This window comes from Methylobacterium currus, from assembly GCF_003058325.1.
Classification (GTDB): Bacteria; Pseudomonadota; Alphaproteobacteria; order Rhizobiales; family Beijerinckiaceae; genus Methylobacterium; species Methylobacterium currus.
Window position 1 is genome coordinate 5,189,843 of the sequence record NZ_CP028843.1, and the last position, 24,263, is coordinate 5,214,105.

Sequence of the window (24,263 nt, forward strand, 5' to 3'; positions counted from 1 at the left end):
CCCAGGATCGCAACCAGGGGGCGGAACAGGCAAGGGGCCAGCATGCTCGACAAGCGCACGATATTCGCCGCGGTGACGGTCGCGGGCCTCGCCGTGTCGGCGAGCGCGCACGCCCAGGAGGGCGTCGCGATGAAGAACGCCCTGTCGTCGATCGGCCTCATCGAGCCCGAGCGGCCCACCATCACCTACCGGGAGCGCGCGCCGCTGGTGCTGCCGCCGAAGATGGACAAGGCCGCCCTGCCGCCGCCGGTCGACCGCCGCGCCGTGCGCGAGGCCAACCCGCAATGGCCGACCGATCCCGAGACCGCCGCCCGCGACCGCCGCGCCGCCGAGGACCGCAAGCCGATCACCCGCGGCTATGGCGGCCGGATGAGCGACAACAACGCGACGCTGCCGATCCAGGAGATGCGGGCCGGCCGGCGCGAGGGCGCGGGGCTGGAGACCGAGCCGACCTACAAGCCGGGCGACAACGTCAAGGAGTCGTTCTGGCTCAACCCGATGCAGCTCTTCGCCGGCAAGAAGGACGAGGATCCAAACCTGCCCGACGTCGAGCCCTCCCGCGATTCGCTGACCGCGCCGCCGACCGGCTACCGCAAGGCGCCGAACGGCAAGGTCGCCCGCACCGAGCGCGGCCCGATGGGCATGAAGTCCGACCGCGAAGAGGCCGATCCCGGCGCCTATCTGCGCTCCCGCCAGTAACATTTCCGAGATCGTCGTGAGTTTCACGCCCCGGGCCGCACCAGCGGCCCGGGGTTTTGCTTGGTCAAGACCCGCTCCGGATGCAGGGCTTCGGGCCGGATTGTCCCAAGGGCTACCCTGGCGGAAGGGAGGCCAAGCTTCCGATGAATTCACGGCCACGCTTCAATTGGGCCAGATTCCATCCGATCTGCGCTGGCTGCATTTCTCCGCAGTTCTCGGGTCCCCCCTGCCACAAAATGCACTAGAACAGGGTCTCTAACGGCCAGCGACCCCGGTGGCCGGCCACCGGCCGGCTCGGACGCCCCGCTGGCCCGTGACTCGCATGAGCCGCAAGCCTCTCTTAAGCGAGCCGGTTCACGATCCAACACGGGTGGCCCATCCGGCCGCCCGGCTAAGGTAGATCAGGATGTCCCCATTCAGGATGCGCCCCGCCCCCGGCCTCGTCTGCCCCGTCGGCGCGACCCTGCGCACCGACGCGGCGCCCTTCGGCCGAGCGGAGGCGGGCGGTCCCGAAGTGGCGTCCTTCGTGCTCGACAACGGCCTCGACGTGGTGGTGGTGCCCGACCACCGGGCCCCGGTGGTCACCCACATGGTGTGGTACCGCAACGGCTCGGCGGATGATCCGCTCGGCCAGTCCGGCATCGCCCACTTCCTCGAGCACCTGATGTTCAAGGGTACCGAGACCCATCCGGTCGGCGCCTTCTCGAAGGCGGTGTCGAGCTTGGGCGGCCAGGAGAACGCCTTCACGTCGTTCGACTATACGGCGTACTTCCAGCGCGTCGCCCGCGAGAACCTCAAGACCATGATGAGCTTCGAGGCGGACCGGATGACCGGCCTGATCCTCGACGACGCGGTGGTGGCGCCCGAGCGCGACGTGGTGCTGGAGGAGCGCCGCATGCGGGTCGAGACCGACCCGGCGGCGCAGCTCTCCGAGGCGATGGCGGCCTCGCTGTTCGTGCACCACCCCTACGGCATTCCGATCATCGGCTGGATGCACGAGATCGAGGAGCTGAACCGCACCCACGCCCTCGACTATTACCGCCGCTTCTACACCCCGGAGAACGCCATCCTGGTCGTCGCCGGCGACGTCACCGCCGACGAGGTCCGGCGGCTGGCCGACGACACCTACGGGGTGGTGGCGCCCCGGGGAGCCCGGCCGCAGCGGGCGCGGCCGCGGGAGCCGGAGCCGCGGGCGGCGCGCCGCCTCAGCGTCGCCGACCCGAAGGTCGAGCAGCCGACCCTGCAGCGGCTCTACCTCACCCCGTCCTGCATGACCGCCCGCGACGGCGAGAGCCACGCCCTGGAGCTCCTGGCCGAGGTGCTGGGCGGCGGGCCGACCTCCTACCTCTACCGCAGCCTGGTGCTGGAGCAGGGCGTCGCGGTGAATGCGGGCGCCTGGTACATGGGCTCTGCGATCGACGACACCCGCTTCTCGGTCTACGCCGTGCCGGCGGAGGGCGTGAGCCTGGAGGGTCTGGAGGAGGCCCTCGACCGGGCGCTCGCCCGCGCCCCGTCCGAGGCCCTGTCGGCCACCGCGATCGAGCGGGCGAAGACCCGGCTCGTCGCCGAGACGGTCTATTCCTCCGACAGCCAGTCGTCGCTCGCCCGCATCTTCGGCTCGGCGCTCGCCATCGGCGAGAGCATCGAGGAGGTGCGCCGCTGGCCCGCCGAGATCGAGGCGGTGCAGGCCGCCCGCCTGGCGGCGGCGGCCGAGCGCTACCTGGTGCCGGCCCGCTCGGTCACCGGTTACCTGATCAAGGGCCCTGCGGCCGCGGCCGCCGCCTGACGCCCTCCACCAGGACCCGCCCGGGGGCCTTTTGCCACCGGGCGGATTTTCCGTTTCTAAGACACAACAAGAGGTCCTCATGACCCCGGCCGACGCCGTCTCCCGCACTGCCGCCGCCCCGGACTCCTCGTCCCCGACCCAGGCGCGTCCCATCCTCTCGGCCCGCGGAATCGAGGCCTGGCACGTCGAATCGCCGGTCGTCCCGCTGGTCGCCCTGGCCTTCACCTTCGAGGGCGGCGCCGCGCAGGATCCCGAGGGCAAGGCCGGCACCACCCAGATGCTGGCCCGCCTCCTCGACGAGGGCGCCGGGCCGCACGATTCCGACGCTTTCCAGGAGCGGCTCGCCGCCCGCGCCATCGAGCTGAGCTTCCATGCCGGGCCGGACGCCATCGGCGGCTCGCTCAAGATGCTGGTCAAGCATACCGACGAGGCGATCGAGCTCCTGGCGCTCGCCCTCGCCCAGCCCCGCTTCGACCAGCCGGCGATCGAGCGGGTGCGGGCGCAGATGCTGGCCGGCCTGCGATACCAGCAGAACGATCCCGGCGTGATGGCCTCGCGCCGCTTCTTCGCCGAGGCCTATCCGGGCCACCCCTACGGCCGGCCCTCCTCCGGCACGATCGAGAGCGTGTCGTCGATCACCCGCGACGACCTCGTGGCGATGCATCGGCGCCTCCTCGCCCGCGGCCGGGTCAAGGTGGCGGCGGTCGGTGCCATCGGCGAGGAGGCCCTGTTGCGCGCCCTCGACGCCGCCTTCGGCGCCCTGCCGGAGGGTAGCGACCTCACGGCCGTGCCCGCGACCACGATCACGGGCCTGGGCCGGCGCATCGTCGTCGATCTCGACGTGCCGCAATCGGTGCTGCGGTTCGGCACCGACGGCGTGCCGTGGCGCGATCCCGACTTCATCCCGGCCTACGTGCTCAACCACATCCTGGGCGGCGGCGCCTTCACCTCGCGGCTCTTCCAGGAGGTGCGCGAGAAGCGCGGCCTTGCCTATTCCGTCGGCACCTCGCTGGTGAGCCACCGCGCCGCCTCGATGACCTGGGGCTACACCGCCACCAAGAACGAGCGCGTCGCCGAGTGCCTGACGGTGATCGCCGACGAGATCGCTCGCCTGACCAGCGACGGCCCCTCCGACGACGAGCTGCAGAAGGCCAAGGACTACCTCACCGGCTCCTACGCGCTCAACTTCGACACCTCGACCAAGATCGCCCACCAGCTCGTGCAGATCGCCTTCGAGGGCCTCGGCATCGACTACATCGCGCGCCGCAACGGGCTGATCGGCGCGGTCACGCAGGGCGATATCCGCCGCGCGGCGGCCCGGACCCTGGGGGACGGGAAGCTGCTGGTGGTGGCGGCCGGGCGGCCGACGGCGATGTGAGGGGGTGGGGGCGATCCCGCGATCGCCCCGATCGTCCGATCCACGGGCTCGCAGGAGCGAGCAGAGCGGCGGAACCCCGGGATCGATAGAAGACAGGCTGCGCGCCGGCTCCGATGTCGACGCGCCGGCTTCGACGATCTGACTCCCCGAAGGCGAGCCTTCGGCCGGCGATGAAGCCCATGAAAAAGGCCCGGAAGATCCGGGCCTGGTCTCCACGTTTCGAGACAGATCGGTGGCCCCGTCGATCACGGGCAGGCCCATGATCGACGGGATGCCTCACATCGGCATCCCGGGCCGCCGGATCAATGCACGCTCAGCGCCTGCAGGTCATGCGCCCAGGCATTGGCGAAGGCGGCGTCGCGGCTGTCGGTGAGCAGGATCGGAGCGCCGCTCGCCGAGAGCAGGGCGAACACGTCGAGGCCGGGGGTGAGGTCCGGGGCCTGCGGGAAGAGGCGCTTGACCTCCTCCGAGCGCATGGCGCGGACATAGGCCACGTGGCCCTCGCCGAGGGCCGCGAGCGCGGTGGGATCGAGGTTCAGGGTGGTGTCGGACATGATGCGCCCTCCTCTCAAAGGCAGCAGGACGGTGGTCGGCAAAAGGTCCCGAAGCGGCCCGCCGACCGGGGTGAACACGATATGGGGATGCTCAGTCGGCGTCGCGCGACCCGATGTCGATCCGTCGCACGATGCGCTCGGGCTCGGGCCGGGCGAGGTCGATCGAGAGCAGCCCGTTCGACAGGTCGGCGCCCAGCACCTCCATGCCGTCGGCGAGCAGGAACGCGCGCTGGAACTGCCGCGCGGCGATGCCCCGGTGCAGGAAGGTTCGGCTCTTGTCGTCGGCCTGCCGGCCGCGGACGATGAGCTGGCTCTCCTCAAGGGTCACGTCGAGCTGGTCGCGGGTGAAGCCGGCCACCGCCAGGGTGATACGCAGCCGCTCCGGCTCCCGCTCCGTGCGGGGCAGGCGCTCGATGTTGTAGGGCGGGTACCCGTCGTTGGCGGCCTTGGCGACGCGGTCGAGCGCCTGCTCGATCTCGTCGAAGCCCAGCAGGAATGGGTGCCCGAACGGCGATGGACGCGTCATGGTGTCGGCGAAGCCCTGTTGCGGAGGCACTTCGGTCAGGATCCCGGGCCCGCATCCGCAGCGCCCGTCGGGACCGACCGCAACTCCGCCGGCCCGGTCTAGGATATGAGGGGCGCCAAGGTTTTCATCAAGGGCAGGCTCTCCCATCGCGGGCAGGGCTCCCGTCGCGGGCAACGATTGCCGTCCAGGAGAGACAAGGCGTCCCGGAAAGCGGTCTCAGCGCTGCATCGCCCCGGTGAGCCGTTCCCTGATCCGCTCGCGCAACGCGCTCGGCAGCTCCAGGTCGACGAGGCGCCAGGTCCAGCCGCGCAGGCGCAGGCGCAGGCGGAAGCGGCTCTCGAGCGGCCGGTCGGGCGGGTAGCTCACCACCATGCCGCGAAAGCCCCGCGGCTCGGCCGAGCGGAACAGGGCGAAGAGCTGGCTGAATGTCGAGGCATGCAGGCCGAGGCCGTCCTTGGCCTTCGGGGTCACGGCCCTCGGGGTCGCGCCGGATGCGGAGGTCGTCTCGCCGGGCGCGTCCTCGCGGGCCGTGTCGCGTGCGCTTTCCCGGGCACCATCGCGGGCGAGGCCGGCGCGCACGGGCCAGCCGTCGTCGAGGAGGTCGATCAGGGTCTCGGGCGTGACCAGGGACTCGACCAGCGGCTCGGCCAGCGCCCCGCTCGCCTCGGTCAGGATGGTGCGCTCCCGGGGCGACAGGTCGCGGCGGGCCGAGATCCCGTCGACCGCCGCGGCGAGGGCCTGCTTGGTCAGGGACAGACGCAGAGTGCGGAAGTTCACCCTTTGCGCCACGGAGGCGGCGTCATGCGCCTGCACCGCCTGCGACAGGCGGTAGAGCGCGATGTAGGGCGAGACACCGTAGGCGATCCACAGGAGCAGGACCGCCAGGCCCGCGAGCCACCAGCGCGTCATGCCCGATCGCCGGCAGGAGGGTGCGCGAGGCCGGTCACGCGGGGCGCGCGAGGTGGGCGAAGGCGGCGATCACCTGCTCGTAGACCGGGCGCTTGAACGGAATGACCAACTCGGCGAGGTTGGCCAGCGGCTCCCAGCGCCAGCCGTCGAACTCCGCCTTGTGGGCGCCGCCGCCCGGCCGCAGGATGTCGATCTCGCGCTCGTCACCCTCGAACGCGAAGGCGAACCATTTCTGGGTCTGGCCGCGGTAGCGCCCCTTCCAGGGCTTGCCCGCCGCAAAGGTCGGCAGGTCGTAGGAGTACCAGCCCGGCGCCTCGGCCAGCAGGCGCACCGACGCGGGGGCGACGTTCGTCTCCTCGTAGAGCTCGCGCAGGGCGGCGTCGCGCGGTGCCTCGCCCTCGTCGATGCCGCCCTGCGGCATCTGCCAGGCATGGGCGCCGAGATCGGCCGATTCGTGCCGCCGATGGCCGGCGAAGACCAGCCCGTCGCGGTTGAACAGGGCGATGCCGACGCAGGGCCGGTAGGGAAGGCTGGCCAGGGCGGCCTCGGAGCGGTGAAGCGGTGCCATGAGGCGACCTTAGAGCAATTTCCCCGTCTGTGGACCGACCATCCGGCAAAATTGCGGGGTGAGAGGGGGTAGGGCCGCGATTCAGGGTCCGGAACGCATGGCTCGGCTCGCCGGGACCAGCAGGATGCCGCGGGATTCGAGGTCCCGCGCCCAGCGGGCGATGCGGTCGATGGAGAGCGGCAGGGCGGTGGCGGAGCCCAGCGCGAAGCCCGCCTTGCGCGCCGCCTCCTCCAGGCGAGCGAGCTCGCGGTCGATCGCGTCCGGGCGCGGCACCGCGTCGACGACGATCTCGGCCCGGGCCGCCGGCACCTTGGCCTTGCGGGCGAGGTCGCGGGCGAGCGAGCGCGGCGAGCTGCCGTCGTCGAGGAAGCCGAGGCCGCGGGCGCCGATCTCGCGCAGGACCGGCTCCAGGGAAGCAGCCTCGGCCGTGAGGCGCGCGCCCATGAAGTTCGTCACCCCGACCGCGCCGGGCACCCGGGCAAGCACGAAGGCGAGGCGGTCGAGGTTCTCGGCCGGCTTGGCCCCCGCCAGCAGGGTCTGGGGGCCGGGGTCGTTGTCGGGATAGTCGAACGGCTCCATCGGCACCTGGACCATCACCTCGTGCCCGGCCTCGCGGGCGCGGGCGGCGCTGCGGGTGACGTCGGCGCCGTAGGGCGCGAAGGCCAGGGTGACCGCCGGCGGCAGGCGCTGCACCGCGTCCTGGGTCGCCGCCTGGCCGATGCCGAGGCCCGAGACCACGAGGGCGATGCGGCCGGCGACCGCCCCGCCCCGCTCCAGCCCCGAGGCCTCGGGGCGGGCATAGACGTCGAGGGACCGGGCACCGTCCGGGCCGATCTTCGGCAATGTGCCGTAGCGGCCGCGCTCGGCGAGACGCGGGTCGGGGGCGGGGTTCAGCTGGATCGGGGCGTTGCCCGGCACCCGGATCACCACCGAATCCGGCGCGGTCGCGCCGTCCGGCCGGCTCACTGCGACGCCCGAGGCCCGCTCGACCTCGCCGGCGCTGCGGCTCGCGGGGTCGGGACGCGACGGAACGGCCGGCTCCGGCGCCGGCGCGCTCGGTGCCCGGATCGTGATGGCGGCGATCGCATAGGGCTCGCCGGCGAGCGGGTCGTCGCTGAGGACGAGGAAGGCGGCGAGCGCGAGGGCGCCTGCGCCGAGGGCGGCGCCGGCGAGCAGCCGCGGCTGCAGGGCGGCGCGCCAGCGCTGGACGCGGGCGGTCGCCTCGCCCCTCAGCCCGAGGGGACGGGTCAGGATGGTGTCGGACGCGAGCGGCACTGGCGTGAGGTCCCGCGACCGTGTCGCTGCTAGATAAGCGGAAGGCCCGCAGCGCCGGTCGTTCGACCGGTATTGCGGGCCTTCGTGGTAAATGCGGCGTTAAGGCGGGCGCGTCCCGCGCCCGGGAGACACCGTTAGGAGACGCGGCCGATCAGTTCGGGTTCGGGACGGTGGTCTTCGCGGTGTTGGCGGCGCCCTTCTGCACGCCGTGCAGGAAGTCGATCGCGGCGATCAGCTGCTTGTCCTTGGCCGGGTCCGGCGGGACATAGGCCGACGACCCGCCGCGCTCCTCGGTGTCCTTCTGCTTCAGGTGGCCCTTCAGGCCGGCCTCGCCCTTGGTCTCGTCCTTGCCCTTCAGCTCGTCGGGCACGTCCTGCAGCACCTCCTGGTCCGGCTCGATGCCCTTGGCCTGGATCGAGCGGCCGGACGGGGTGTAGTAGCGCGCGGTGGTAAGCCGCAGGGCGCCGTTGCCGCCGAGCGGGATGATCGACTGCACCGACCCCTTGCCGAAGGAGCGGGTGCCGAGCACCGTCGCCCGCTTGTGGTCCTGAAGCGCGCCGGCGACGATCTCGGAGGCCGAGGCCGATCCGCCATTGACCAGCACCACGACCGGCTTGCCCTTGGTCAGGTCGCCGGACTTGGCCGAGAAGCGCTGGGTCTCGTCCGGGTTGCGGCCGCGGGTCGAGACGATCTCGCCGCGGTCGAGGAAGGCGTCGGAGACCATCACCGCCTGGTCGAGCAGGCCGCCCGGATTGTTGCGCAGGTCGATGATGAAGCCCTTGAGCTTGTCGCCCGGCAGGTCGGTCGCGATCTTGTCCACGGCGGCCTTCAGGCCGTCATAGGTCTGCTCGTTGAACTGGGTCAGGCGGATATAGCCGATGTCGCCGCCCTCGGTGCGCGAGCGCACGGGCTTGATCCGGATCAGGTCGCGGTTGAGCGTGACCTCGATCGGGTCCTTGGCCTCCTTGCGGGTGATCTTGAGCTTCACCGGCGAGTTGACCGGGCCGCGCATCTTGTCGACGGCCTGGTTGAGGGTCAGGCCCTGGACCTGGTCGTTGTCGATCTGGGTGATGATGTCGTTGGCGAGCAGGCCGGCGCGGGCGGCCGGCGTGTCGTCGATCGGGGTGACGACCTTGATCAGGCCGTCCTCCATCGTCACCTCGATGCCGAGGCCGCCGAACTCGCCCCGGGTCTGCACCTGCATGTCACGGAAGCTCTTGGCGTCCATGTAGCTCGAATGCGGGTCGAGGGAGGTCAGCATGCCGTTGACGGCCGCCTCGATCAGCTTCCCCTCGTCGGGCTTCTCGACGTAGTCGGTGCGGATCTTCTCGAACACGTCGCCGAACAGGCTGAGCTGGCGATAGGTCTCGGCCGAGGCAGCGACGGCGCTCGTGCTCGAGAGCAGGTGGGTCTGGGTCGCCACCGTAGCCGTCCCGGCGCCCAACATGGCTCCGAACAGGACGAGGGAAACTTTGCGCATTATCCGCGAACCTTCTCGCTTGACCCTTTGGCCCACCAAGGATCCGGGTCGATGGAGCCACCGTCTTTTTTGAACTCGACGTACAGGACGGGATCGTTCCGCCCACCGGCTCCTGCCGAAGGTGCGGCGCCCGTGTCTCCCATCACGGCGACCGGCTCCCCCGCGAGCACGAACTGACCCACCTCGACGTTGATCTGGTCCATGCCCGCCAGGAGCAGATAGTAGCCGTCGCCTGCGTTGATGATCAAGAGACGACCGTAGGAGCGGAACGCCCCCGCATAGGCCACCCAGCCGTCGGCCGGAGAGGAGACGACGCCCCGCGGGCGCGTCATGAGCGATATGCCGCGGCTCGTTCCCCCGGCCCCGTCCGGGCTGCCGAAGGTCCGCACCACCTCGCCGCTCACCGGGCGCGGCACCAGGCCGCGCACCTGGGGGAAGGGCACCTTGGGGGCGAGCCGCGCCGGATCGCGCAGGGCCGCCGCCGCGAAGCGCTCGCGGGTCTCGCGGCTCTCGGCCTCGGCCGCCTCCTTGGCGGCGCCGGCGGCGCGGCGGGCATTCGCCAGGTCGCCGTCCAGGCGGTCGACCAGATCCTTGAGGGAGCGGGCCTGGCCGGCAAGTCCCGTCGCGCGCTCGCGCTCGGCCGTCAGGCCGCTCTCGGCCTCGCCGAGGCGGGCCTGGCGGGCGGCGATGAGGGCGGTGAGGCGCTGGCGCTCGGCGGCCCAGCCCTTGATGTCGCCGCGCAGGGTCTCCTGGTCGGCGGCGATGAGGCCGCGCAGGCGCACCAGCTCGGCGAGGTCGCCGGCCAGGGTCTCGGCCTCGCCCTGCAATTCGGGCACCACGGCGCCGAGCAGCATCGAGGTGCGGATCGCTGCGAGCACGTCCTCGGGCCGCACCAGCACCGCCGGCGGCGGGCGCCGTCCCATGCGCTGGAGCGCCGCCAGCACCTCCGCGATGACGCCGCGGCGGGCCTCCAGCGAGCGGCGCAGCGCCGTCTCGCTGCCCGCCATGGTCTGGAGCCGCGCCTCCAGCTCGGAGATGCGGTCCTCCGCCTCCTGCGCCTTGCGGGCGGCGTCGATCAGGGCCTGGTTGAGGCGGGCACCGTCGCCCTTGATCTCGGCCACCTCGCGCTCGAGCTTGGCCCGGGTCTCGGTGCTGGCCTGGAGCGCGGCGTCGATCGCCCGCAGGCTCTCGGCCCGCCGGTCCTTCTCGGCTTGGGCCTTCGCCACGGGATCTTGTGCCTTCGCCACGGGATCTTGAGCCTTCGCCACGGGATCCGCATCTGGCGCCGGCTGGGCGCAGGCGAGGGTCGCGGCCGTCAGGAGCGCGGCGATGGCGGGGGGGAGCGCTCGGGTCACGGGGCGCCGCGGTGATAGGGATGGCCGGAGAGGATCGTCATGGCCCGGTAGAGCTGCTCGAGGGCCAGGACCCGGACGAGCCCATGCGGCAGGGTGGCGGCCCCGAAGGCGAAGATGAGGTCCGCTCTGGCCCTGACACTAGGATCCAGGCCGTCGGCGCCGCCAATCACGATGGCGAGACCGGGCCGCCCGCCGTCGCGCCACGCGCCGAGCTGGTCGGCGAAAGCGAGGCTCGTCACCGCCCTGCCGCCCTCGTCGAGGACGAGCACGGCGGCGCCCGGCGGGATCGCCGCCAGGATCGCGCCCGCCTCCTCGGCGCAGCGGTCCGGCGCGCGCCGGGCCCGGCTCTCCGGGATCTCGGTCAGCTGCACGGCGGCGAAGCCGAGGCTGCGGCCCAGCGCGTCGGCGCGGCCGCGATACTCCTCGGCGAGGTCGCGCTCCGGGCCGCGCTTGAGGCGGCCCACCGCGACGAGGGCGAGCCGCATGGCGGCGTGTCCGTCCGTCTGCGCTGCGTGCGGTCAGCCGGCGAGGCGGTCGGCCGGCCGGTCGGCGCCCCAAATCTTCTCGAGATTGTAGAAGTGCCGCACCTCGGGCCGGAAGATGTGGACCAGGAGGTCGCCGGCATCGATCAGCACCCAGTCGCAGGCCGGCAGGCCCTCGACCCGGGGATTGCCGAAGCCGCGGCTCTTCAGCTCCTGGATCACCTTGTCGGCGATGGAGCCGACATGGCGCTGCGAGCGGCCGGAGGTGATGATCATGGCGTCGGCGATGGAGGTCTTGCCGGCGAGATCGATCTCGACCGTCTCCTCGGCCTTCATGTCCTCGAGGCAGGCGAGGGCAACCGACCTCATGTCCGCGGCCTCGGGCGCGTCGATCCGGGATTGCTGCCGGGATTCCTGCGCATCGGGCTGCACGGGAAGCTCGTTGTCATGAGCTTCGTGAGAGATTGCGTCGTTCAGTGCCGGCCCCTGTCGATGAAGGCACCCGGTGGCGCCACGAGACGATGTTGCCCGCGGCATACGCGGTGCCGATGCCATTAGACGGTGACAGTGGCGAACCGATGGCGAATTTTCAAGCTGGGGCCGCGCAAATCCCTTGCAAGCTCCCTGGCAATCGCCCGCGATCAGGACGTGGACCGGACCGTGGCGGCGCGCAGAGCCGTCGAGGACAGGCTGTTGCGCGGCCCGTGGAGGAAGACCCAGGCCGGCGGCGCCCGGTCGGCCAGGGTCGGGGCGGCGGCCTCGTCGAGGCGCGAGCCCGCGAGCGCCCGGGCGGCGGGGGACGCCATGGCCCGCAGGGTGTAGCCCGGCCGGTCGATCACCGCGATGGGCATCCGGGCGGCGATCGTGCGCCAGCCGCGCCAGCGATGGAAGCTCGCCAGGCTGTCGGCGCCCATGATCCAGACGAAGTGGACCTCCGGGTGCCGCGCGGTGAGCCAGGTCAGGGTCTCGACGGTGTAGCGAACCCCCAGGCCCGCCTCGAAGTCGGTGACGGCGATCCGCGGGTCGCGCGCCACCGCCCGGGCGCCCGCGGCGCGGGAGGCGGCGTCGGGCAGGTGGCTGCGGTCCTTGAGCGGGTTGCCGGGGCTCACCAGCCACCACATCCGGTCGAGGGCGAGGCGCCGCAGGGCCAGCCGGCTGACATGCCGGTGGCCGGCATGGGCCGGGTTGAACGAGCCGCCATAGAGGCCGACCCGCAGGCCCGGCGCGAGGGGCGGCAGGCGCACGATCACGCGCGCGGTTCCGGAGCGTGGCGCCTCCCGCCTTCAGGTCGTCACGGGCGGATCTGCCCGGTGCCGCGGACCCGGTACTTGAAGGTGGTGAGCTGCTCGACGCCGACCGGGCCGCGGGCATGCATCCGCCCGGTGGCGATGCCGATCTCGGCGCCGAAGCCGAACTCGGCGCCATCGGCGAACTGGGTCGAGGCGTTGTGGACGACGATCGCCGAATCGACCTCCGCCAGGAAGCGCTCCGCCGCCGCCTGGTCCTCGGTTAGGATCGAGTCGGTGTGGTGCGAGCCGTAAGATTCGATGTGGTCGATGGCGGCCTCGAGCCCGTCCACCACCCGGACGGAGATGATCGCGTCGAGATACTCGGTGCGCCAATCCTCCTCGGTCGCCGGCGTCACCCGGGGATCGACCGCCTGCACGCCTTCGTCGCCGCGCACGGCACAGCCGGCCTCCAGGAGGTCGGTCACCAGGGGGCTGAGATAGGTGCCGGCGCAGGCGCGGTCGACCAGCAGGGTCTCGGCGGCGCCGCAGATGCCGGTGCGGCGCAGCTTGCTGTTGCGCACGATGGTGCGGGCCATGGCGAGGTCGGCGGCCGCGTGCACGAAGACGTGGCAGATCCCCTCCAGATGGGCGAAGACCGGCACCCGCGCCTCGTCCTGCACCCGGGCCACCAGGCCCTTGCCGCCGCGGGGCACGATCACGTCGATGGCGCCGTCGAGGCCGGTGAGCATGGCGCCGACCGCCGCCCGGTCGCGGGTCGGCACGAGCTGGATCGCATCCGCCGGCAGGCCGCTGCGGGTCAGCCCCTCGCCCATCGCGGTCGCGATCGCTGTGGCGCTGCGATGGCTCTCCGAGCCTGCGCGCAGGATCGCGGCGTTGCCGGCCTTCAGACAGAGCGCGCCGGCATCCGCCGTGACGTTGGGGCGGCTCTCGAAGATCACGCCGACGACGCCGAGCGGCGTCGCCACCCGCTCGATCGTCAGGCCGTTCGGCCGCTCGAAGGTCGCGAGGGTGCGGCCGACCGGATCGGGCAGGCCGGCGACGCTCTCCAGGCCTTGCGCGATCGCCTCGATCCGGGCGGGGTTCAGCGCCAGGCGGTCGAGGGTGGCGGCGGGCAGGCCCTTGGCCCGCGCCTCCGCCATGTCGGCGGCATTGGCCTCGAGGATCGCCGCGCCCGCGTCGCGCAAGGAGCGTGCGGCCTCCCGCAGGGCCTCGTCCTTGGCCGGGCCTGGGACCAGAGCCATCCGGCGGGCGGCGGCGCGGGCCTGCCTGCCGATCTCGCGCATCAGCGCGTCGACATCCTCGGGACGGGGCTTCAGGCTCAGCACGGACACGGATCGTCATCCTGGCCGCCATCACGGCGGCGTTTCGGCCGCCCTTGCCGGGCGGCGCGTCGGTCGGGCCCTTCTCATGCCACGCCCGCGAGCGCGGCGACAAGCGGAGCGTCAATTCGCCAGTCCGACCGAGCCGCTCCTCGGTCCCAGTCCCTTGGGCACCGGCACGTCGGTCGCGCTGTAGCGGGTGTTGATCACGAGGCGCGGGCTGTTCGACAGGAAGATCTGGTTGGCGACGATCGCGGTGTACTCGGACTGATCGGCCACCACCTGATTGGTCTGCACGGAGAAGGTACCTCGCGGCAGGTAGATCGTGCCGACGAGGCGCCGCGCACTGTTGCTGAGAACCTCGAACGATCGGCCGACCGGCGCGGCGCGATCCTCGAAGAACAGCAGGCCAGCCATGTCCCCGTCGCGTGGCGCCGTCAGCTCGACGACGGAGTTCGGTTGGAGAAGCAATGGCTGCATGGTCCGCACTTTGGGCCACGCGATATTGCCCGTGAAATAGAAGCCGACGCCATCTCCCTTCATGTAGCCGCGCGTTCTGACATTTATCGCCTGTTTGCAGATATTGATTAGCGCTACCGCCGTCACGAAACCCAACGTAAGCGACGGTGGCCTGCAGATCGTCTCCACCTCGGTCCGTTGCCCAGGCGGGCCGACGACAAGCGGACCATCCTTCATCACGTAGATACCCGGTCGCAACGTCACCTCGGCACCTCCCCCGATCGAAAGGCCACCGCAATACGTTCCCGGCGAGAGCGTGTAGGTGCCATCCGTGAGCGCCAGGTCATTGGCGATGCAGCTTCCGACCGGTGGTGCCGGCCGGCCGGCGAGCGGGTCCTTGAGGGTCGGGCAACCGGTGACCGGGAGCGGCCTGAAGTTCGCATGTCCTCCCTGGTAGCCGCCGACCGCGCAGGTTCTCGTCGCCGTGACGACGCTCCGATCGCTTCCCGAGAGTCCCACGGCACTGGGTGACAGGGAGTACACGACGCAGTCGTCGGCTTCGATCCTGGCACTGTTCCTCAATTGGATCGCCTGGATCCCTCCCGACGCCAGACCCAAGACGCAGAGCTTGGACGAGTTGACAGCCTCGGCAGTGGCCGAGACGGCGATGTCGGTGAGATGCGGCGTCACCAGACGGCTCATGATCGCCCGCTTGTGCTGGGTCAGTGTCACCCTGACCCCGGTCGGCGGCACCTCGCCATGCATCCACCTGGCCGGCACGAAGGGTCCGCCCGGGCGCTCACGGATCACCGCCACGGTCGCCACGGCGACCCGCCCGTCGCCGCGCTCCACCTTCACGGCGCTGTCGACGTAGGATTGCGCCAGGGACTGCATGCGGTGCGGGCTCGCGCCGGACACCTGGAGATCGGACGCGACCGCGAGGGCCGCGGCATCGGCCACCTGCTGCAGCATCGTCCGTTGCAGCACCCAGGACGCGTAGTCGATGCCGAGACCGACCATGCCGAGCAGGAGGGGAGCGACGAGGGCGAAAATGAGCACCACGCTCGCCGCACGATCCGCCGCGAACCGGTTGCAGTGAGCGAATCCGTACCGAATCATCTTGCCAAGCAGCCCAACTTCCACACTCGGCGCAGTTTGCCTGGAACGAGTTAAAGTCACCTTACGTCATATGACGCAATGTAAAGGGGTATTTACTTTTTTAGTTTCCTGATCGTTGCGTTAGCTTTGGCGGCCGGCTGCAGCACAAGGTTGCATCATACCGCCGCGCCTTCGAACGGATCCGTTCCAAGGCGCTGGCTCAGCCCGAACGGGCGTCGGCGCTGATGCGCCGGACGCCTTGGCATCGACGTGTCGATGCCAAGGCGCGAGGGTATAATAGGAATGATATCCTTATGCCGATGCCGCCACGGCGGATGCCGTTGCAGGGGTCATAGGGCATGAACAGAAACGCCGCCGGACGGCCGGCGGCGCTCGCTTCGCGAACCGATCCGTTCCTGCGGGTCAGCTGTCCATCTTGAGGGCGGCGATGAAGGCTTCCTGCGGGATCTCGACCTTGCCGAACTGGCGCATGCGCTTCTTGCCCTCCTTCTGCTTGTCGAGGAGCTTGCGCTTGCGGGAGATGTCGCCGCCGTAGCACTTGGCGGTGACGTCCTTCGACAGGGCCCGGATGGTCTCGCGGGCGATGATCTTGCCGCCGATCGCCGCCTGGACCGGGATCTGGAACAGGTGGCGCGGGATCAGGTCCTTCAGCTTCTCGCACATCGCCCGGCCGCGGCTCTCGGCGCGGGTGCGGTGCACCAGCATCGACAGCGCGTCGACCGGCTCCGCATTCACCAGGATCGACATCTTCACGAGGTCGCCCTCGCGATAATCCGAGATGTGATAGTCGAACGACGCGTAGCCCTTCGAGATCGACTTCAGCCGGTCGTAGAAGTCGAACACCACCTCGTTGAGCGGCAGGTCGTAGACGACCATGGCGCGCTTGCCGACATAGTTGAGGTCGATCTGGGTACCGCGCCGGTCCTGGCACAGCTTGAGCACGCCGCCGAGATACTCGTCCGGCGTCATGATCGTGGCGCGGATCCACGGCTCCTCGATCGTATCGATCTTCATCACGTCGGGCATGTCGGCCGGGTTGTGCAGCTCACGCTGCTCCCCGTCCTGCATGTTGAGGTGGTAGACCACGCTCGGCGCGGTCGAGATCAGGTCGAGGTTGAACTCGCGCTCCAGCCGCTCCTGGATGATCTCGAGGTGCAGGAGGCCGAGGAAGCCGCAGCGGAAGCCGAAGCCGAGCGCCGCGGAGGTCTCCATCTCGTAGGAGAACGAGGCGTCGTTGAGCCGCAGCTTGCCCATCGCGCCGCGCAGGTTCTCGAAGTCGGCGGCATCGACCGGGAACAGGCCGCAGAACACCACCGGCTGCACCGGCTTGAAGCCCGGCATCGCCTCCTTGGTCTGGCGCTTGTCCTCGGTGATGGTGTCGCCGACGCGGGTGTCCGCCACCTCCTTGATCGAGCCGGTGAAGAAGCCGACCTCGCCGGGACCGAGCTCGGAGACGTCCTGCATCTTGGGCCGGAACACGCCGAGGCGCTCGACGCCGTAGGCCGCGTCCGCCCCCATCATGCGGATCGTCATGCCCTTCTTGAGCACGCCGTCGACGATGCGCACCAGCACCACGACGCCCAGATAGACGTCGTACCAGGAATCGACCAGCAGCGCCTTCAACGGCGCGGTCCGGTCGCCCTTCGGCGGCGGCAGGCGGGTGACGATCGCCTCCAGCACCGCCTCGATGTTGAGGCCGGTCTTGGCCGAGATCGGCACCGCATCCTTGGCGTCGATGCCGATCACCTCCTCGATCTGCTCCTTGACCCGGTCGGGCTCGGCCGCCGGCAGGTCGATCTTGTTGAGGACCGGGACGATCTCGTGGTTGGCGTCGAGCGCCTGGTAGACGTTGGCCAGCGTCTGCGCCTCGACGCCCTGCGAGGCGTCGACGACCAGCAGCGAGCCCTCGCAGGCGGCGAGCGACCGCGACACCTCGTAGGCGAAGTCGACGTGGCCGGGAGTGTCCATCAGGTTGAGGATGTAATCGCGCCCGTCCTGCGCCTTGTACTCGAGGCGCACGGTCTGCGCCTTGATGGTGATGCCGCGTTCCTTCTCGATGTCCATCGAGTCGAGCATCTGCTCGCTCATGTCGCGCGCCGCGACAGCGCCGGTGATCTGGATCAGCCGGTCGGCGAGCGTCGACTTGCCGTGGTCGATATGGGCGACGATCGAGAAATTGCGGATGTTGTCGATGGGGGACGCGGTCATCGTGTGGCTGTCTCCGGCGCGCAGGCGCAGCAGGGGACGCGGCGCACGGGGGTTTTCGGAAATCCTCGAAGGCGCGAGATAGCAGCGGGTCAGGCCGGCAACAAGGCGGCTGCCGGCCGCGGCGGCGTCGAGACGAGTGCGCAGCCCCCGTCACGCCCCCAGCCGGTCCGCCACATCCTCCGCCAGCGACAGGCTCGACGTCAGCCCCGGGCTCTCGATGCCGAAGAGATGCACCAGCCCCGGCAGCCCGTGCTCGGCCGGGCCGTCGATGAGGAAGTCGGCGGCCCCCTCCCCCGGGCCGGACAGTTTCGGGCGGATGCCGGCATAATCGGGCACCAGGGCCCCGTCGGGGAGCGCGGGCCAGTAGCGGCGGATGGCGGCATAGAACAGGGCGCCGCGGCCGGGATCGACCTCGTAATCGGGCGCGTCGATCCACTCGACATCGGGGCCGAAGCGCATCCGGCCGGCGAGGTCGAGGGTGAGGTGGATGCCCAGCCCCCCCTCGACCGGGGCCGGGTAGATCAGCCGCGAGAAGGCCGGCCGGCCGGTGCAGCCGAAGTAATTGCCCTTGGCGAGCACCAGGCGCGGCACCCGGTCCGGCGGATAGCCCTCGGTCGCCCGGGCGAGCCCCTGCGCCCCGAAGCTCGCGGCATTCACCACGGCGTCGACCGTGATCTCCTCGTCGTCGCCGAACCGGGCGACCCAGCCCTCGGGCGCGCGGGTCAGGCGGGAGATCGGGGTGTTGAAGGCGAGCGCCCCGCCCGCCCCCTCGATGTCACCCTGGAGCGCCAGCATCAGGGCGTGGCTGTCGACGATGCCGGTCTCGGTCGAGAGGAGGGCCGCGTTGCAGGTCAGGTTCGGCTCGAGCCGCCGGGCTTGCGTGCCGTCGAGGAGCGACAGGCCCTCGACGCCGTTCTCGACCCCTTGCGCATGGATCGCCGCGATCTTGGCGCCCTCGGGCTCGGTCGCCGCGACGATCAGCTTACCGATCTTCGCGTGGGGCACCCCGTGGCTCTGGCAGAAGGCGTAGAGCCGGCGCCGGCCCTCGACGCAGTGGCGCGCTCTCGCCGAACCGGTCGGATAGTACATCCCGGCATGGATCACCTCGGAATTGCGCGAGGACACGCCGGTCCCGATCCCGCCCTCCGCTTCCGCCACGATCACCTCGTGGCCGCGCAGGGCCAGTTCCCGACCGATCGCGAGGCCGACCACGCCGGCACCGACGACGAGCACCATCATCGGCCGCTCCTCCCTTCAGGTTTCTTCGTTTGGGCTTGTACAACGAAAAAGGGCCCCTCTCCGGGGAGAGGGGCCCTCTGGCGACCGCTCGCGCGCGTTACGCCGCGATCGACATGGTCGGCTCGGCGGCCCGCACGTCGGCATCGACATGGGCCTCGAAGCGCTTGAAGTTGCTCTGGAACATCTCGACCAGGCTCTTGGCCGTCTCGGCGAAGGCCGCCTTGTCCTGCCAGGTCTTGACCGGGTACAGGATGTGCGGCTCGACGCCCGGCACCGAGGTCGGGACCGCGAAGCCGAAATACGGGTCGCGGCGGAAATCCGCCTTGGCGAGCGAGCCGTCGAGGGCCGCGGTCAGCAGCCGGCGGGTGACCCGGATCGGCATGCGCCGCCCGGTGCCGACGCCGCCGCCGGTCCAGCCGGTATTGACCAGCCAGCAATCGACGTGGTGACGGGCGATCAGGTCGCGCAGCAGGTTGCCGTAGACCGAGGGATGACGCGGCATGAACGGCGCGCCGAAGCAGGTCGAGAAGGTCGCCTCCGGGCCCTTCAGCCCCTTCTCGGTGCCGGCCACCTTGGCGGTGTAGCCCGAGAGGAAGTGGTACATCGCCTCGGCGCCGGTCAGCTTGGCGATCGGGGGCAGCACCCCGAAGGCGTCGCAGGTGAGCATGACGATGTTCTTCGGGTGCCCGGCCTGGCCGGTGGCGCTCGAGTTGCTGATGAAGGGCAGCGGGTAGGCGCAGCGGGTGTTCTCGGTGCGCGAGGCGTCGTCGAAGTCCGGCAGGCGGGTGACCGGATCGATGACGACGTTCTCCATCACGGTGCCGAAGCGCTCGGTGGTGGAGTAGATCTCGGGCTCGGCCTCCCGCGACAGGCGGATGGTCTTGGCGTAGCAGCCGCCCTCGAAGTTGAAGATGCCCTTCGGGCTCCAGCCGTGCTCGTCGTCGCCGAGCAGCACGCGGTTCGGGTCGGAGGACAGGGTGGTCTTGCCGGTGCCCGACAGGCCGAAGAACAGCGCCGAGTCACCCTCGTGGCCCACATTGGCCGAGCAGTGCATCGGCATCACGCCCGCTCTGGGGAGCACATAGTTCAAGTATGTGAAGACCGACTTCTTCATCTCGCCGGCATACGAGGTGCCGCCGATCAGCACGATCTTGCGCGAGAAATCGACCGCGATGACGGTCTCGCTGCGGCAGCCGTGCCGGGCCGGATCGGCGCGGAAGCTCGGCAGGTCGATGATGGTCAGCTCCGGCTCGAAGCCGGCGAGGGTCTCGCGCTCCGGGCGGATCAGCAGGTTGCGGATGAACAGCGAGTGCCAGGCATATTCGGTGAAGACGCGGGTCCGCACCCGGTGGCCGGCCTCGGCGCCGCCGACGAGATCCTGGGCGAACAGCTCCTTGCCCTCGGCATGGGCGAGGAAATCCTCCAGCAGGGTCTCGAACTGGGGCCGGGTGATGCCGCCGTTGTTCTCCCACCAGACCTCGTTCTCGGTCTCCGCGTCGCGGACCACGAACTTGTCCTTGGGCGAGCGGCCGGTATGGATGCCGGTCTCGGCGACCAGGGCGCCGCCGGCGGCCAGCTGCGCCTCGCCGCGCTGCAGCGCGTGCTCGTAGAGGCTCGGAGCCTCAAGGTTCCAGTTGACGCGTTTGAGGTTGCGGAAGCCGATCCTGTCGGCGCCGAACGCCTCGTTGAATACGCCGATGTCGTTCACGCCTGTTCCTCCTGGCGCCGACCGCGGGGAGCCCGGCCGTCTGCCGGTCCGGATCGGGCCGATTGACTTACGCTCGCGTCCGGTGCGGCGACCATGCCAGTCCTAGCAGGTCGCGCGCCCCCGCGCCGAGGCCGATCAAGGCGACCTCGATGGGCTGCTTTAGTAGGTGGCGAAACTTCACGGTTCAATCGAATTCGCGTGGCGTCGCCGTGACACGCTCGACTTTGTGTCATGAGCTGGGGACAGCGCGAGCCTGCGCCGCCATCGCCACCAGAGCTGGACGCAAGGCGGCAGGACTGGCCAGCCGTTCCGGGAACGCGACGCGGGCGGTGCGGTCGCCGGCCATCAGGTCGAGCCCCTCCGGATCGAACCCGGTCAGCCGCCACGGCCCGGGCTCCTCGCCGGCGAGCCGCGTGGCGTAGAGCGCGACGGCGTCGGCATGATCCTCGTTCATGTGGGCGACCGCGCCGGGCTCCGACTCGGGGAGCGCCTCGAGCCCGGACAGGTCCGTGAGGAGTTCGGCCGGCTTCAGCGTCGCCGCCTTCGCGAAGCCGCCATTGAGGTGGCCGGCCCGGACCGCGAGCCGGAAGAAGGCGAAGTCCGGGAAATCGGCGTAGAGCGCGGCCTTCGGGTGGCGGGCGAGGAAGCGGGCCCTGACCCGCGCCTCATCGCTGCGCTCGGCGGTCCCCGTCACGGTCAGGCGCGGATGGGCGAGCGGGTCGCCCTTGCCGCCGGAGCTGAGCAGGAGCGAGCAGCGCGGATCCGCCTCCAGGTTGAGGGTATGGGCCGAGAGGCGCGAGAGCAGCAGGAGCGGCGCCCCGTCGAGATCCGTCGCCACGGTGACGAGCGATGCGAAGGGCGCGCCACCCTCCCGCTCCAGGGTCGCGAGAGCGCCCGAGCGCACTTTCCGCAGCAAGGACTTGGCGAGGCCGACGGCGTCGAACGGCGCCTCGGCGGCCGGCAGCGGCGCGGCCTGCTTCCTGTCTCCCTCCGCCATGCCCTTTTCCCTTCGCCCCGCGCGCGTCGTCAGCTAGCTTACCTTGGCGCCGTCCCGCAGGCCCGTCCAGGCCGTGCGACGCCGTGGCTCGCGAGCCCGGACCTGGCCCTCTCTGTGGCGGTCTCGCCACGGGTGCTCGCTTTTTTGGCGGGATGGCCTTAAGGGAGTCCGAATCGTGGCGTCGCGGCCACTGTCCAGCCTTTATTGGGACCGGGGCCGCGCCACGCGAGATCTGGCCCGGAACCGGGTCCAGTCGGGTGGCGTTCAGCAGGGCCGGTGCGTCCTGCGGGCGACGCCCGCGCCCCAGGGAATGCCCATGCCGACCATCGCCCTCGTCGATGACGACCGCAACATCCTGACCTCCGTGTCGATCGCCCTGGAGACCGAGGGGTACCGGATCCAGACCTATACCGACGGCGCCTCCGCCCTCGACGGGCTGAAGCACTCGCCCCCCGACCTCGCGATCTTCGACATCAAGATGCCGCGCATGGACGGGATGGAGCTGCTGCGCCGCCTGCGCCAGAAATCCGACCTGCCGGTGATCTTCCTGACCTCGAAGGACGAGGAGATCGACGAGCTGTTCGGCCTCAAGATGGGCGCCGACGACTTCATCCGGAAGCCGTTCTCGCAGCGCCTGCTGGTCGAGCGGGTCAAGGCGGTCCTGCGCCGCTTCGCCGCCAAGGAGGCGGGGCCCGGCGCCTCGGCCCGCGAGGCGGAGGCGGCGGCCGCCCGCTCGCTGGAGCGCGGCCAGCTGATGATGGACCCGGAGCGCCACACCTGCACCTGGAAGGGCGAGCCGGTGACGCTGACCGTGACGGAGTTCCTGATCCTGCAGGCGCTCGCCCAGCGCCCCGGCGTCGTCAAGAGCCGCAACGCCCTCATGGATGCGGCCTACGACGACCAGGTCTACGTCGACGACCGCACCATCGACAGCCACATCAAGCGCCTGCGCAAGAAGTTCAAGGTGACCGATAACAGCTTCGACATGATCGAGACGCTGTACGGCGTCGGTTACCGCTTCAAGGAAATGTAAGACACTTGACCGTCAGCGACTTCGATTTCAGAGACCTGGCTTCCAGAGATTGGCCCGCGTGAGCGACGGATCGGCTCTCGGCGCCGTGCGCCGCCTGCTTGCCACCAGGGGATTGGCCAAAGGCCGCCTCCTCGGCGGTCCGGCCCTGAAGCCGTCGAGCGAGATCGACCCGGATGCGGAGGCCGCGCGCGAGCCGTTCGGCCTGCGGACGGTCCGGCGCTGGATCGCGCAGCGCTTCGCCTCGAGCCTGACCCGGCGCATCGTGGTCCTGAACCTCGCCGGGCTGATCGCGCTGCTTCTCGGCTTCCTCTACCTGAACCAGTTCCGCCAGGGACTGATCGAGGCAAGGGTGCAGAGCCTGCTCACGCAGGGCGACATTATCGCCGGCGCCATCGCGGCCTCGGCGACCGTCGACACCGACGCGATCACCATCGACCCCGACCGCCTGCTCCAGCTGCAGGCCGGCGAGGGCGGCGCCTTCAGCGACGAGACGCCGTCGGGGCTCGAATTCTCCCTCAACCCGGAGCGGGTGGCTCCGCTCCTGCGCCGCCTGATCACGCCCACCGGCACCCGCGCCCGGGTCTACGACCGCGACGGCACGATGCTGATCGATTCGCGCGGCCTCTACATCCGGGGCGACCTCAGCCGCGACCCGCCCCCGACGCGCAAGGAGCGCCCGAGCCTGATCGAGCAGGCCTGGAACGCCGTGCGCACCCATGTGCCGGGTCTCGGCCGCCCCTCCGCGGCGGACGAGCCGGGCCCGGCCGACGGGCGCACCCTGCCGGAAGTGCAGCGCGCGCTGGCCGGCGCCCGCGGCACGCTGGTGCGCCGCAACGGCCCGGGCGAGACCATCGTGTCGGTGGCGGTGCCGATCCAGCGCGGCCGCACCGTCCGGGGCGCCCTGCTGCTCTCGACCCAGGAAGGCGACATCGACAAGATCATCGCGGCGGAACGCTTCTCGCTGCTGCAGGTGTTCATCATCGCGGCCCTCGTGATGGTGGTGCTGTCGATGCTGGTCGCCGGCCAGATCGTCGGCCCGGTCGGGCGGCTGGCGGAGGCCGCCGAGCGGGTGCGCACCGGCATCAAGTCGCGCCAGGAGATCCCGGACTTCACCCGGCGCACCGACGAGATCGGCCACCTCTCGGGGGCGCTGCGCGACATGACCCAGGCGCTCTACCGCCGTCTCGACGCGATCGAGAATTTTGCCGCCGACGTCTCGCACGAGCTGAAGAACCCGCTCACCTCGCTGCGCAGCGCCGTCGAGACCCTGCCGCTGGCCAAGACCGACGAATCGCGCGGCCGGCTGATGCAGGTGATCCAGCACGACGTGAAGCGCCTCGACCGGCTGATCAGCGACATCGCCGACGCCTCGCGCCTCGACGCCGAGCTGGCCCGGGCCGAGGCCGGCCGCGTCGACCTCAAGAAGCTCATCACCACGGTGGTGTCGGTGGCCAATGAGCGCCGGCGCCGGGGCGATGCCGCCATCGACCTCACGGTCGAGCCGTCCCCCGCGGGCCTCGAGGACCCGTTCGCGATCCTCGGCCACGACAGCCGGCTCGGCCAGGTCGTCAACAACCTGCTCGACAATGCCCGCTCGTTCTCGCCGAAGGGCGCCAGCGTGCGGGTGACGCTGCGGCGCCGGCGCAACGCCGTCGAGCTCACGGTGGAGGATGACGGGCCCGGCATCCCGCCCCACGCCCTGGAGCGGATCTTCGAGCGCTTCTACACCGACCGGCCTGAGCAGGGCTTCGGGCAGAATTCGGGCCTCGGCCTCTCGATCTCGCGCCAGATCGTGCAGGCCCATCGCGGCACGATCCGGGCCGAGAACCGCCTCGGGCCGTTGGCTGAGGATGGCGAGCCGGCGGTGCTGGGCGCCCGCTTCATCGTCCGCATCCCGGCCCAGAGCCGCTGAGGCGTGG

The 24,263-nt window shown here is 70.7% G+C and carries 21 protein-coding genes; 5 read left to right on the forward strand and 16 right to left on the reverse strand.

The window, feature by feature from the left end; all coding sequences use genetic code 11:
* The first annotated feature begins 42 nt into the window (after window positions 1-42).
* From DA075_RS23970 to DA075_RS23980, 3 genes are all read left to right on the forward strand, one after another.
* A complete protein-coding gene (locus DA075_RS23970; RefSeq protein WP_099955355.1) occupies window positions 43-699 on the forward strand; it encodes a hypothetical protein in 657 nt (218 codons plus the stop codon).
* A 421-nt stretch (window positions 700-1,120) separates the two neighbouring features.
* The gene (locus DA075_RS23975; protein ID WP_099955356.1) at window positions 1,121-2,485 is read left to right on the forward strand and encodes a M16 family metallopeptidase; all 1,365 of its coding nucleotides are present in this window, start codon (window positions 1,121-1,123) and stop codon (window positions 2,483-2,485) included.
* 79 nt (window positions 2,486-2,564) lie between these two features.
* The gene (locus DA075_RS23980; protein WP_099955357.1) at window positions 2,565-3,863 is read left to right on the forward strand and encodes a M16 family metallopeptidase; all 1,299 of its coding nucleotides are present in this window, start codon (window positions 2,565-2,567) and stop codon (window positions 3,861-3,863) included.
* A gap of 302 nt (window positions 3,864-4,165) precedes the next feature.
* On the opposite strand, the gene DA075_RS23985 is transcribed toward DA075_RS23980, so the two are convergent.
* The 16 genes from DA075_RS23985 to DA075_RS24060 form a co-directional block, all read right to left on the reverse strand.
* Window positions 4,166-4,417: a BQ00720 family protein gene (locus DA075_RS23985; RefSeq protein ID WP_099955358.1), complete on the reverse strand. Its 252-nt coding sequence runs from the start codon at window positions 4,415-4,417 to the stop codon at window positions 4,166-4,168.
* A 91-nt stretch (window positions 4,418-4,508) separates the two neighbouring features.
* Window positions 4,509-4,943 (reverse strand): Hsp20 family protein, encoded by a 435-nt coding sequence (locus DA075_RS23990; protein WP_048451641.1) that lies wholly within the window; start codon window positions 4,941-4,943, stop codon window positions 4,509-4,511.
* 216 nt (window positions 4,944-5,159) lie between these two features.
* The gene (locus DA075_RS23995) at window positions 5,160-5,852 is read right to left on the reverse strand and encodes a DUF2939 domain-containing protein (protein WP_099955359.1); all 693 of its coding nucleotides are present in this window, start codon (window positions 5,850-5,852) and stop codon (window positions 5,160-5,162) included.
* A 34-nt stretch (window positions 5,853-5,886) separates the two neighbouring features.
* Window positions 5,887-6,420 carry an RNA pyrophosphohydrolase gene (locus tag DA075_RS24000; protein ID WP_099955360.1) on the reverse strand — a complete coding sequence of 178 codons (534 nt, stop codon included), beginning with the start codon at window positions 6,418-6,420 and terminating at the stop codon, window positions 5,887-5,889.
* A gap of 81 nt (window positions 6,421-6,501) precedes the next feature.
* Window positions 6,502-7,695 carry a divergent polysaccharide deacetylase family protein gene (locus DA075_RS24005; protein WP_099955361.1) on the reverse strand — a complete coding sequence of 398 codons (1,194 nt, stop codon included), beginning with the start codon at window positions 7,693-7,695 and terminating at the stop codon, window positions 6,502-6,504.
* Window positions 7,696-7,846: 151 nt separating this feature from the next.
* Window positions 7,847-9,175, reverse strand: a complete 1,329-nt coding sequence (locus DA075_RS24010) for a S41 family peptidase (protein WP_099955362.1) — start codon at window positions 9,173-9,175, stop codon at window positions 7,847-7,849.
* A complete protein-coding gene (locus tag DA075_RS24015) occupies window positions 9,175-10,443 on the reverse strand; it encodes a murein hydrolase activator EnvC family protein (RefSeq protein WP_099956772.1) in 1,269 nt (422 codons plus the stop codon). The genes DA075_RS24010 and DA075_RS24015 overlap by 1 nt, the downstream gene beginning before the upstream one ends.
* Window positions 10,444-10,526: 83 nt before the next feature.
* Window positions 10,527-11,015 carry a 23S rRNA (pseudouridine(1915)-N(3))-methyltransferase RlmH gene (rlmH, locus tag DA075_RS24020; protein ID WP_099955363.1) on the reverse strand — a complete coding sequence of 163 codons (489 nt, stop codon included), beginning with the start codon at window positions 11,013-11,015 and terminating at the stop codon, window positions 10,527-10,529.
* A gap of 33 nt (window positions 11,016-11,048) precedes the next feature.
* The gene (gene rsfS / locus DA075_RS24025) at window positions 11,049-11,348 is read right to left on the reverse strand and encodes a ribosome silencing factor (protein WP_331254789.1); all 300 of its coding nucleotides are present in this window, start codon (window positions 11,346-11,348) and stop codon (window positions 11,049-11,051) included.
* A gap of 305 nt (window positions 11,349-11,653) precedes the next feature.
* Window positions 11,654-12,262: a nicotinate-nucleotide adenylyltransferase gene (locus DA075_RS24030; RefSeq protein ID WP_099955364.1), complete on the reverse strand. Its 609-nt coding sequence runs from the start codon at window positions 12,260-12,262 to the stop codon at window positions 11,654-11,656.
* Window positions 12,263-12,303: 41 nt separating this feature from the next.
* Window positions 12,304-13,593: a glutamate-5-semialdehyde dehydrogenase gene (locus DA075_RS24035; RefSeq protein WP_099955365.1), complete on the reverse strand. Its 1,290-nt coding sequence runs from the start codon at window positions 13,591-13,593 to the stop codon at window positions 12,304-12,306.
* 111 nt (window positions 13,594-13,704) lie between these two features.
* Window positions 13,705-15,102, reverse strand: coding sequence for a TadE/TadG family type IV pilus assembly protein (locus tag DA075_RS24040; protein ID WP_244936310.1), 1,398 nt, complete (start codon window positions 15,100-15,102; stop codon window positions 13,705-13,707).
* 459 nt (window positions 15,103-15,561) lie between these two features.
* Window positions 15,562-17,367 carry a translation elongation factor 4 gene (gene lepA, locus DA075_RS24045; protein ID WP_099955367.1) on the reverse strand — a complete coding sequence of 602 codons (1,806 nt, stop codon included), beginning with the start codon at window positions 17,365-17,367 and terminating at the stop codon, window positions 15,562-15,564.
* Between the two features lie 150 nt (window positions 17,368-17,517).
* Window positions 17,518-18,606, reverse strand: coding sequence for an NAD(P)/FAD-dependent oxidoreductase (locus DA075_RS24050; RefSeq protein WP_099955368.1), 1,089 nt, complete (start codon window positions 18,604-18,606; stop codon window positions 17,518-17,520).
* Window positions 18,607-18,703: 97 nt separating this feature from the next.
* On the reverse strand, window positions 18,704-20,314 hold the full coding sequence (locus DA075_RS24055; protein WP_099955369.1) for a phosphoenolpyruvate carboxykinase: 1,611 nt from the start codon (window positions 20,312-20,314) through the stop codon (window positions 18,704-18,706).
* 229 nt (window positions 20,315-20,543) lie between these two features.
* A complete protein-coding gene (locus DA075_RS24060; RefSeq protein WP_099955370.1) occupies window positions 20,544-21,311 on the reverse strand; it encodes a HugZ family pyridoxamine 5'-phosphate oxidase in 768 nt (255 codons plus the stop codon).
* A gap of 316 nt (window positions 21,312-21,627) precedes the next feature.
* Between DA075_RS24060 and DA075_RS24065 the strand changes: the two genes are divergently transcribed.
* Both DA075_RS24065 and DA075_RS24070 read left to right on the forward strand, forming a co-directional pair.
* On the forward strand, window positions 21,628-22,344 hold the full coding sequence (locus tag DA075_RS24065) for a response regulator transcription factor (protein WP_048430384.1): 717 nt from the start codon (window positions 21,628-21,630) through the stop codon (window positions 22,342-22,344).
* 163 nt (window positions 22,345-22,507) lie between these two features.
* Window positions 22,508-24,256 carry a stimulus-sensing domain-containing protein gene (locus tag DA075_RS24070; RefSeq protein WP_414468148.1) on the forward strand — a complete coding sequence of 583 codons (1,749 nt, stop codon included), beginning with the start codon at window positions 22,508-22,510 and terminating at the stop codon, window positions 24,254-24,256.
* The last annotated feature ends 7 nt before the right edge of the window (window positions 24,257-24,263 follow it).

Bases quoted from the DNA above. Each gene is read 5' to 3' on its own strand.
- DA075_RS24000 (WP_099955360.1), bottom strand. From the start codon at position 6,420: ATGGCACCGCTTCACCGCTCCGAGGCCGCCCTGGCCAGCCTTCCCTAC.
- DA075_RS24060 (WP_099955370.1), bottom strand. From the start codon at position 21,311: ATGGCGGAGGGAGACAGGAAGCAGGCCGCGCCGCTGCCGGCCGCCGAG.
- DA075_RS23975 (WP_099955356.1), top strand. From the start codon at position 1,121: ATGCGCCCCGCCCCCGGCCTCGTCTGCCCCGTCGGCGCGACCCTGCGC.
- DA075_RS24010 (WP_099955362.1), bottom strand. From the start codon at position 9,175: ATGCGCAAAGTTTCCCTCGTCCTGTTCGGAGCCATGTTGGGCGCCGGG.
- DA075_RS23985 (WP_099955358.1), bottom strand. From the start codon at position 4,417: ATGTCCGACACCACCCTGAACCTCGATCCCACCGCGCTCGCGGCCCTC.
- DA075_RS23970 (WP_099955355.1), top strand. From the start codon at position 43: ATGCTCGACAAGCGCACGATATTCGCCGCGGTGACGGTCGCGGGCCTC.
- DA075_RS23990 (WP_048451641.1), bottom strand. From the start codon at position 4,943: ATGACGCGTCCATCGCCGTTCGGGCACCCATTCCTGCTGGGCTTCGAC.
- rsfS (WP_331254789.1), bottom strand. From the start codon at position 11,348: ATGAAGGCCGAGGAGACGGTCGAGATCGATCTCGCCGGCAAGACCTCC.
- rlmH (WP_099955363.1), bottom strand. From the start codon at position 11,015: ATGCGGCTCGCCCTCGTCGCGGTGGGCCGCCTCAAGCGCGGCCCGGAG.
- lepA (WP_099955367.1), bottom strand. From the start codon at position 17,367: ATGACCGCGTCCCCCATCGACAACATCCGCAATTTCTCGATCGTCGCC.
- DA075_RS23995 (WP_099955359.1), bottom strand. From the start codon at position 5,852: ATGACGCGCTGGTGGCTCGCGGGCCTGGCGGTCCTGCTCCTGTGGATC.
- DA075_RS24065 (WP_048430384.1), top strand. From the start codon at position 21,628: ATGCCGACCATCGCCCTCGTCGATGACGACCGCAACATCCTGACCTCC.
- DA075_RS23980 (WP_099955357.1), top strand. From the start codon at position 2,565: ATGACCCCGGCCGACGCCGTCTCCCGCACTGCCGCCGCCCCGGACTCC.
- DA075_RS24050 (WP_099955368.1), bottom strand. From the start codon at position 18,606: ATGATGGTGCTCGTCGTCGGTGCCGGCGTGGTCGGCCTCGCGATCGGT.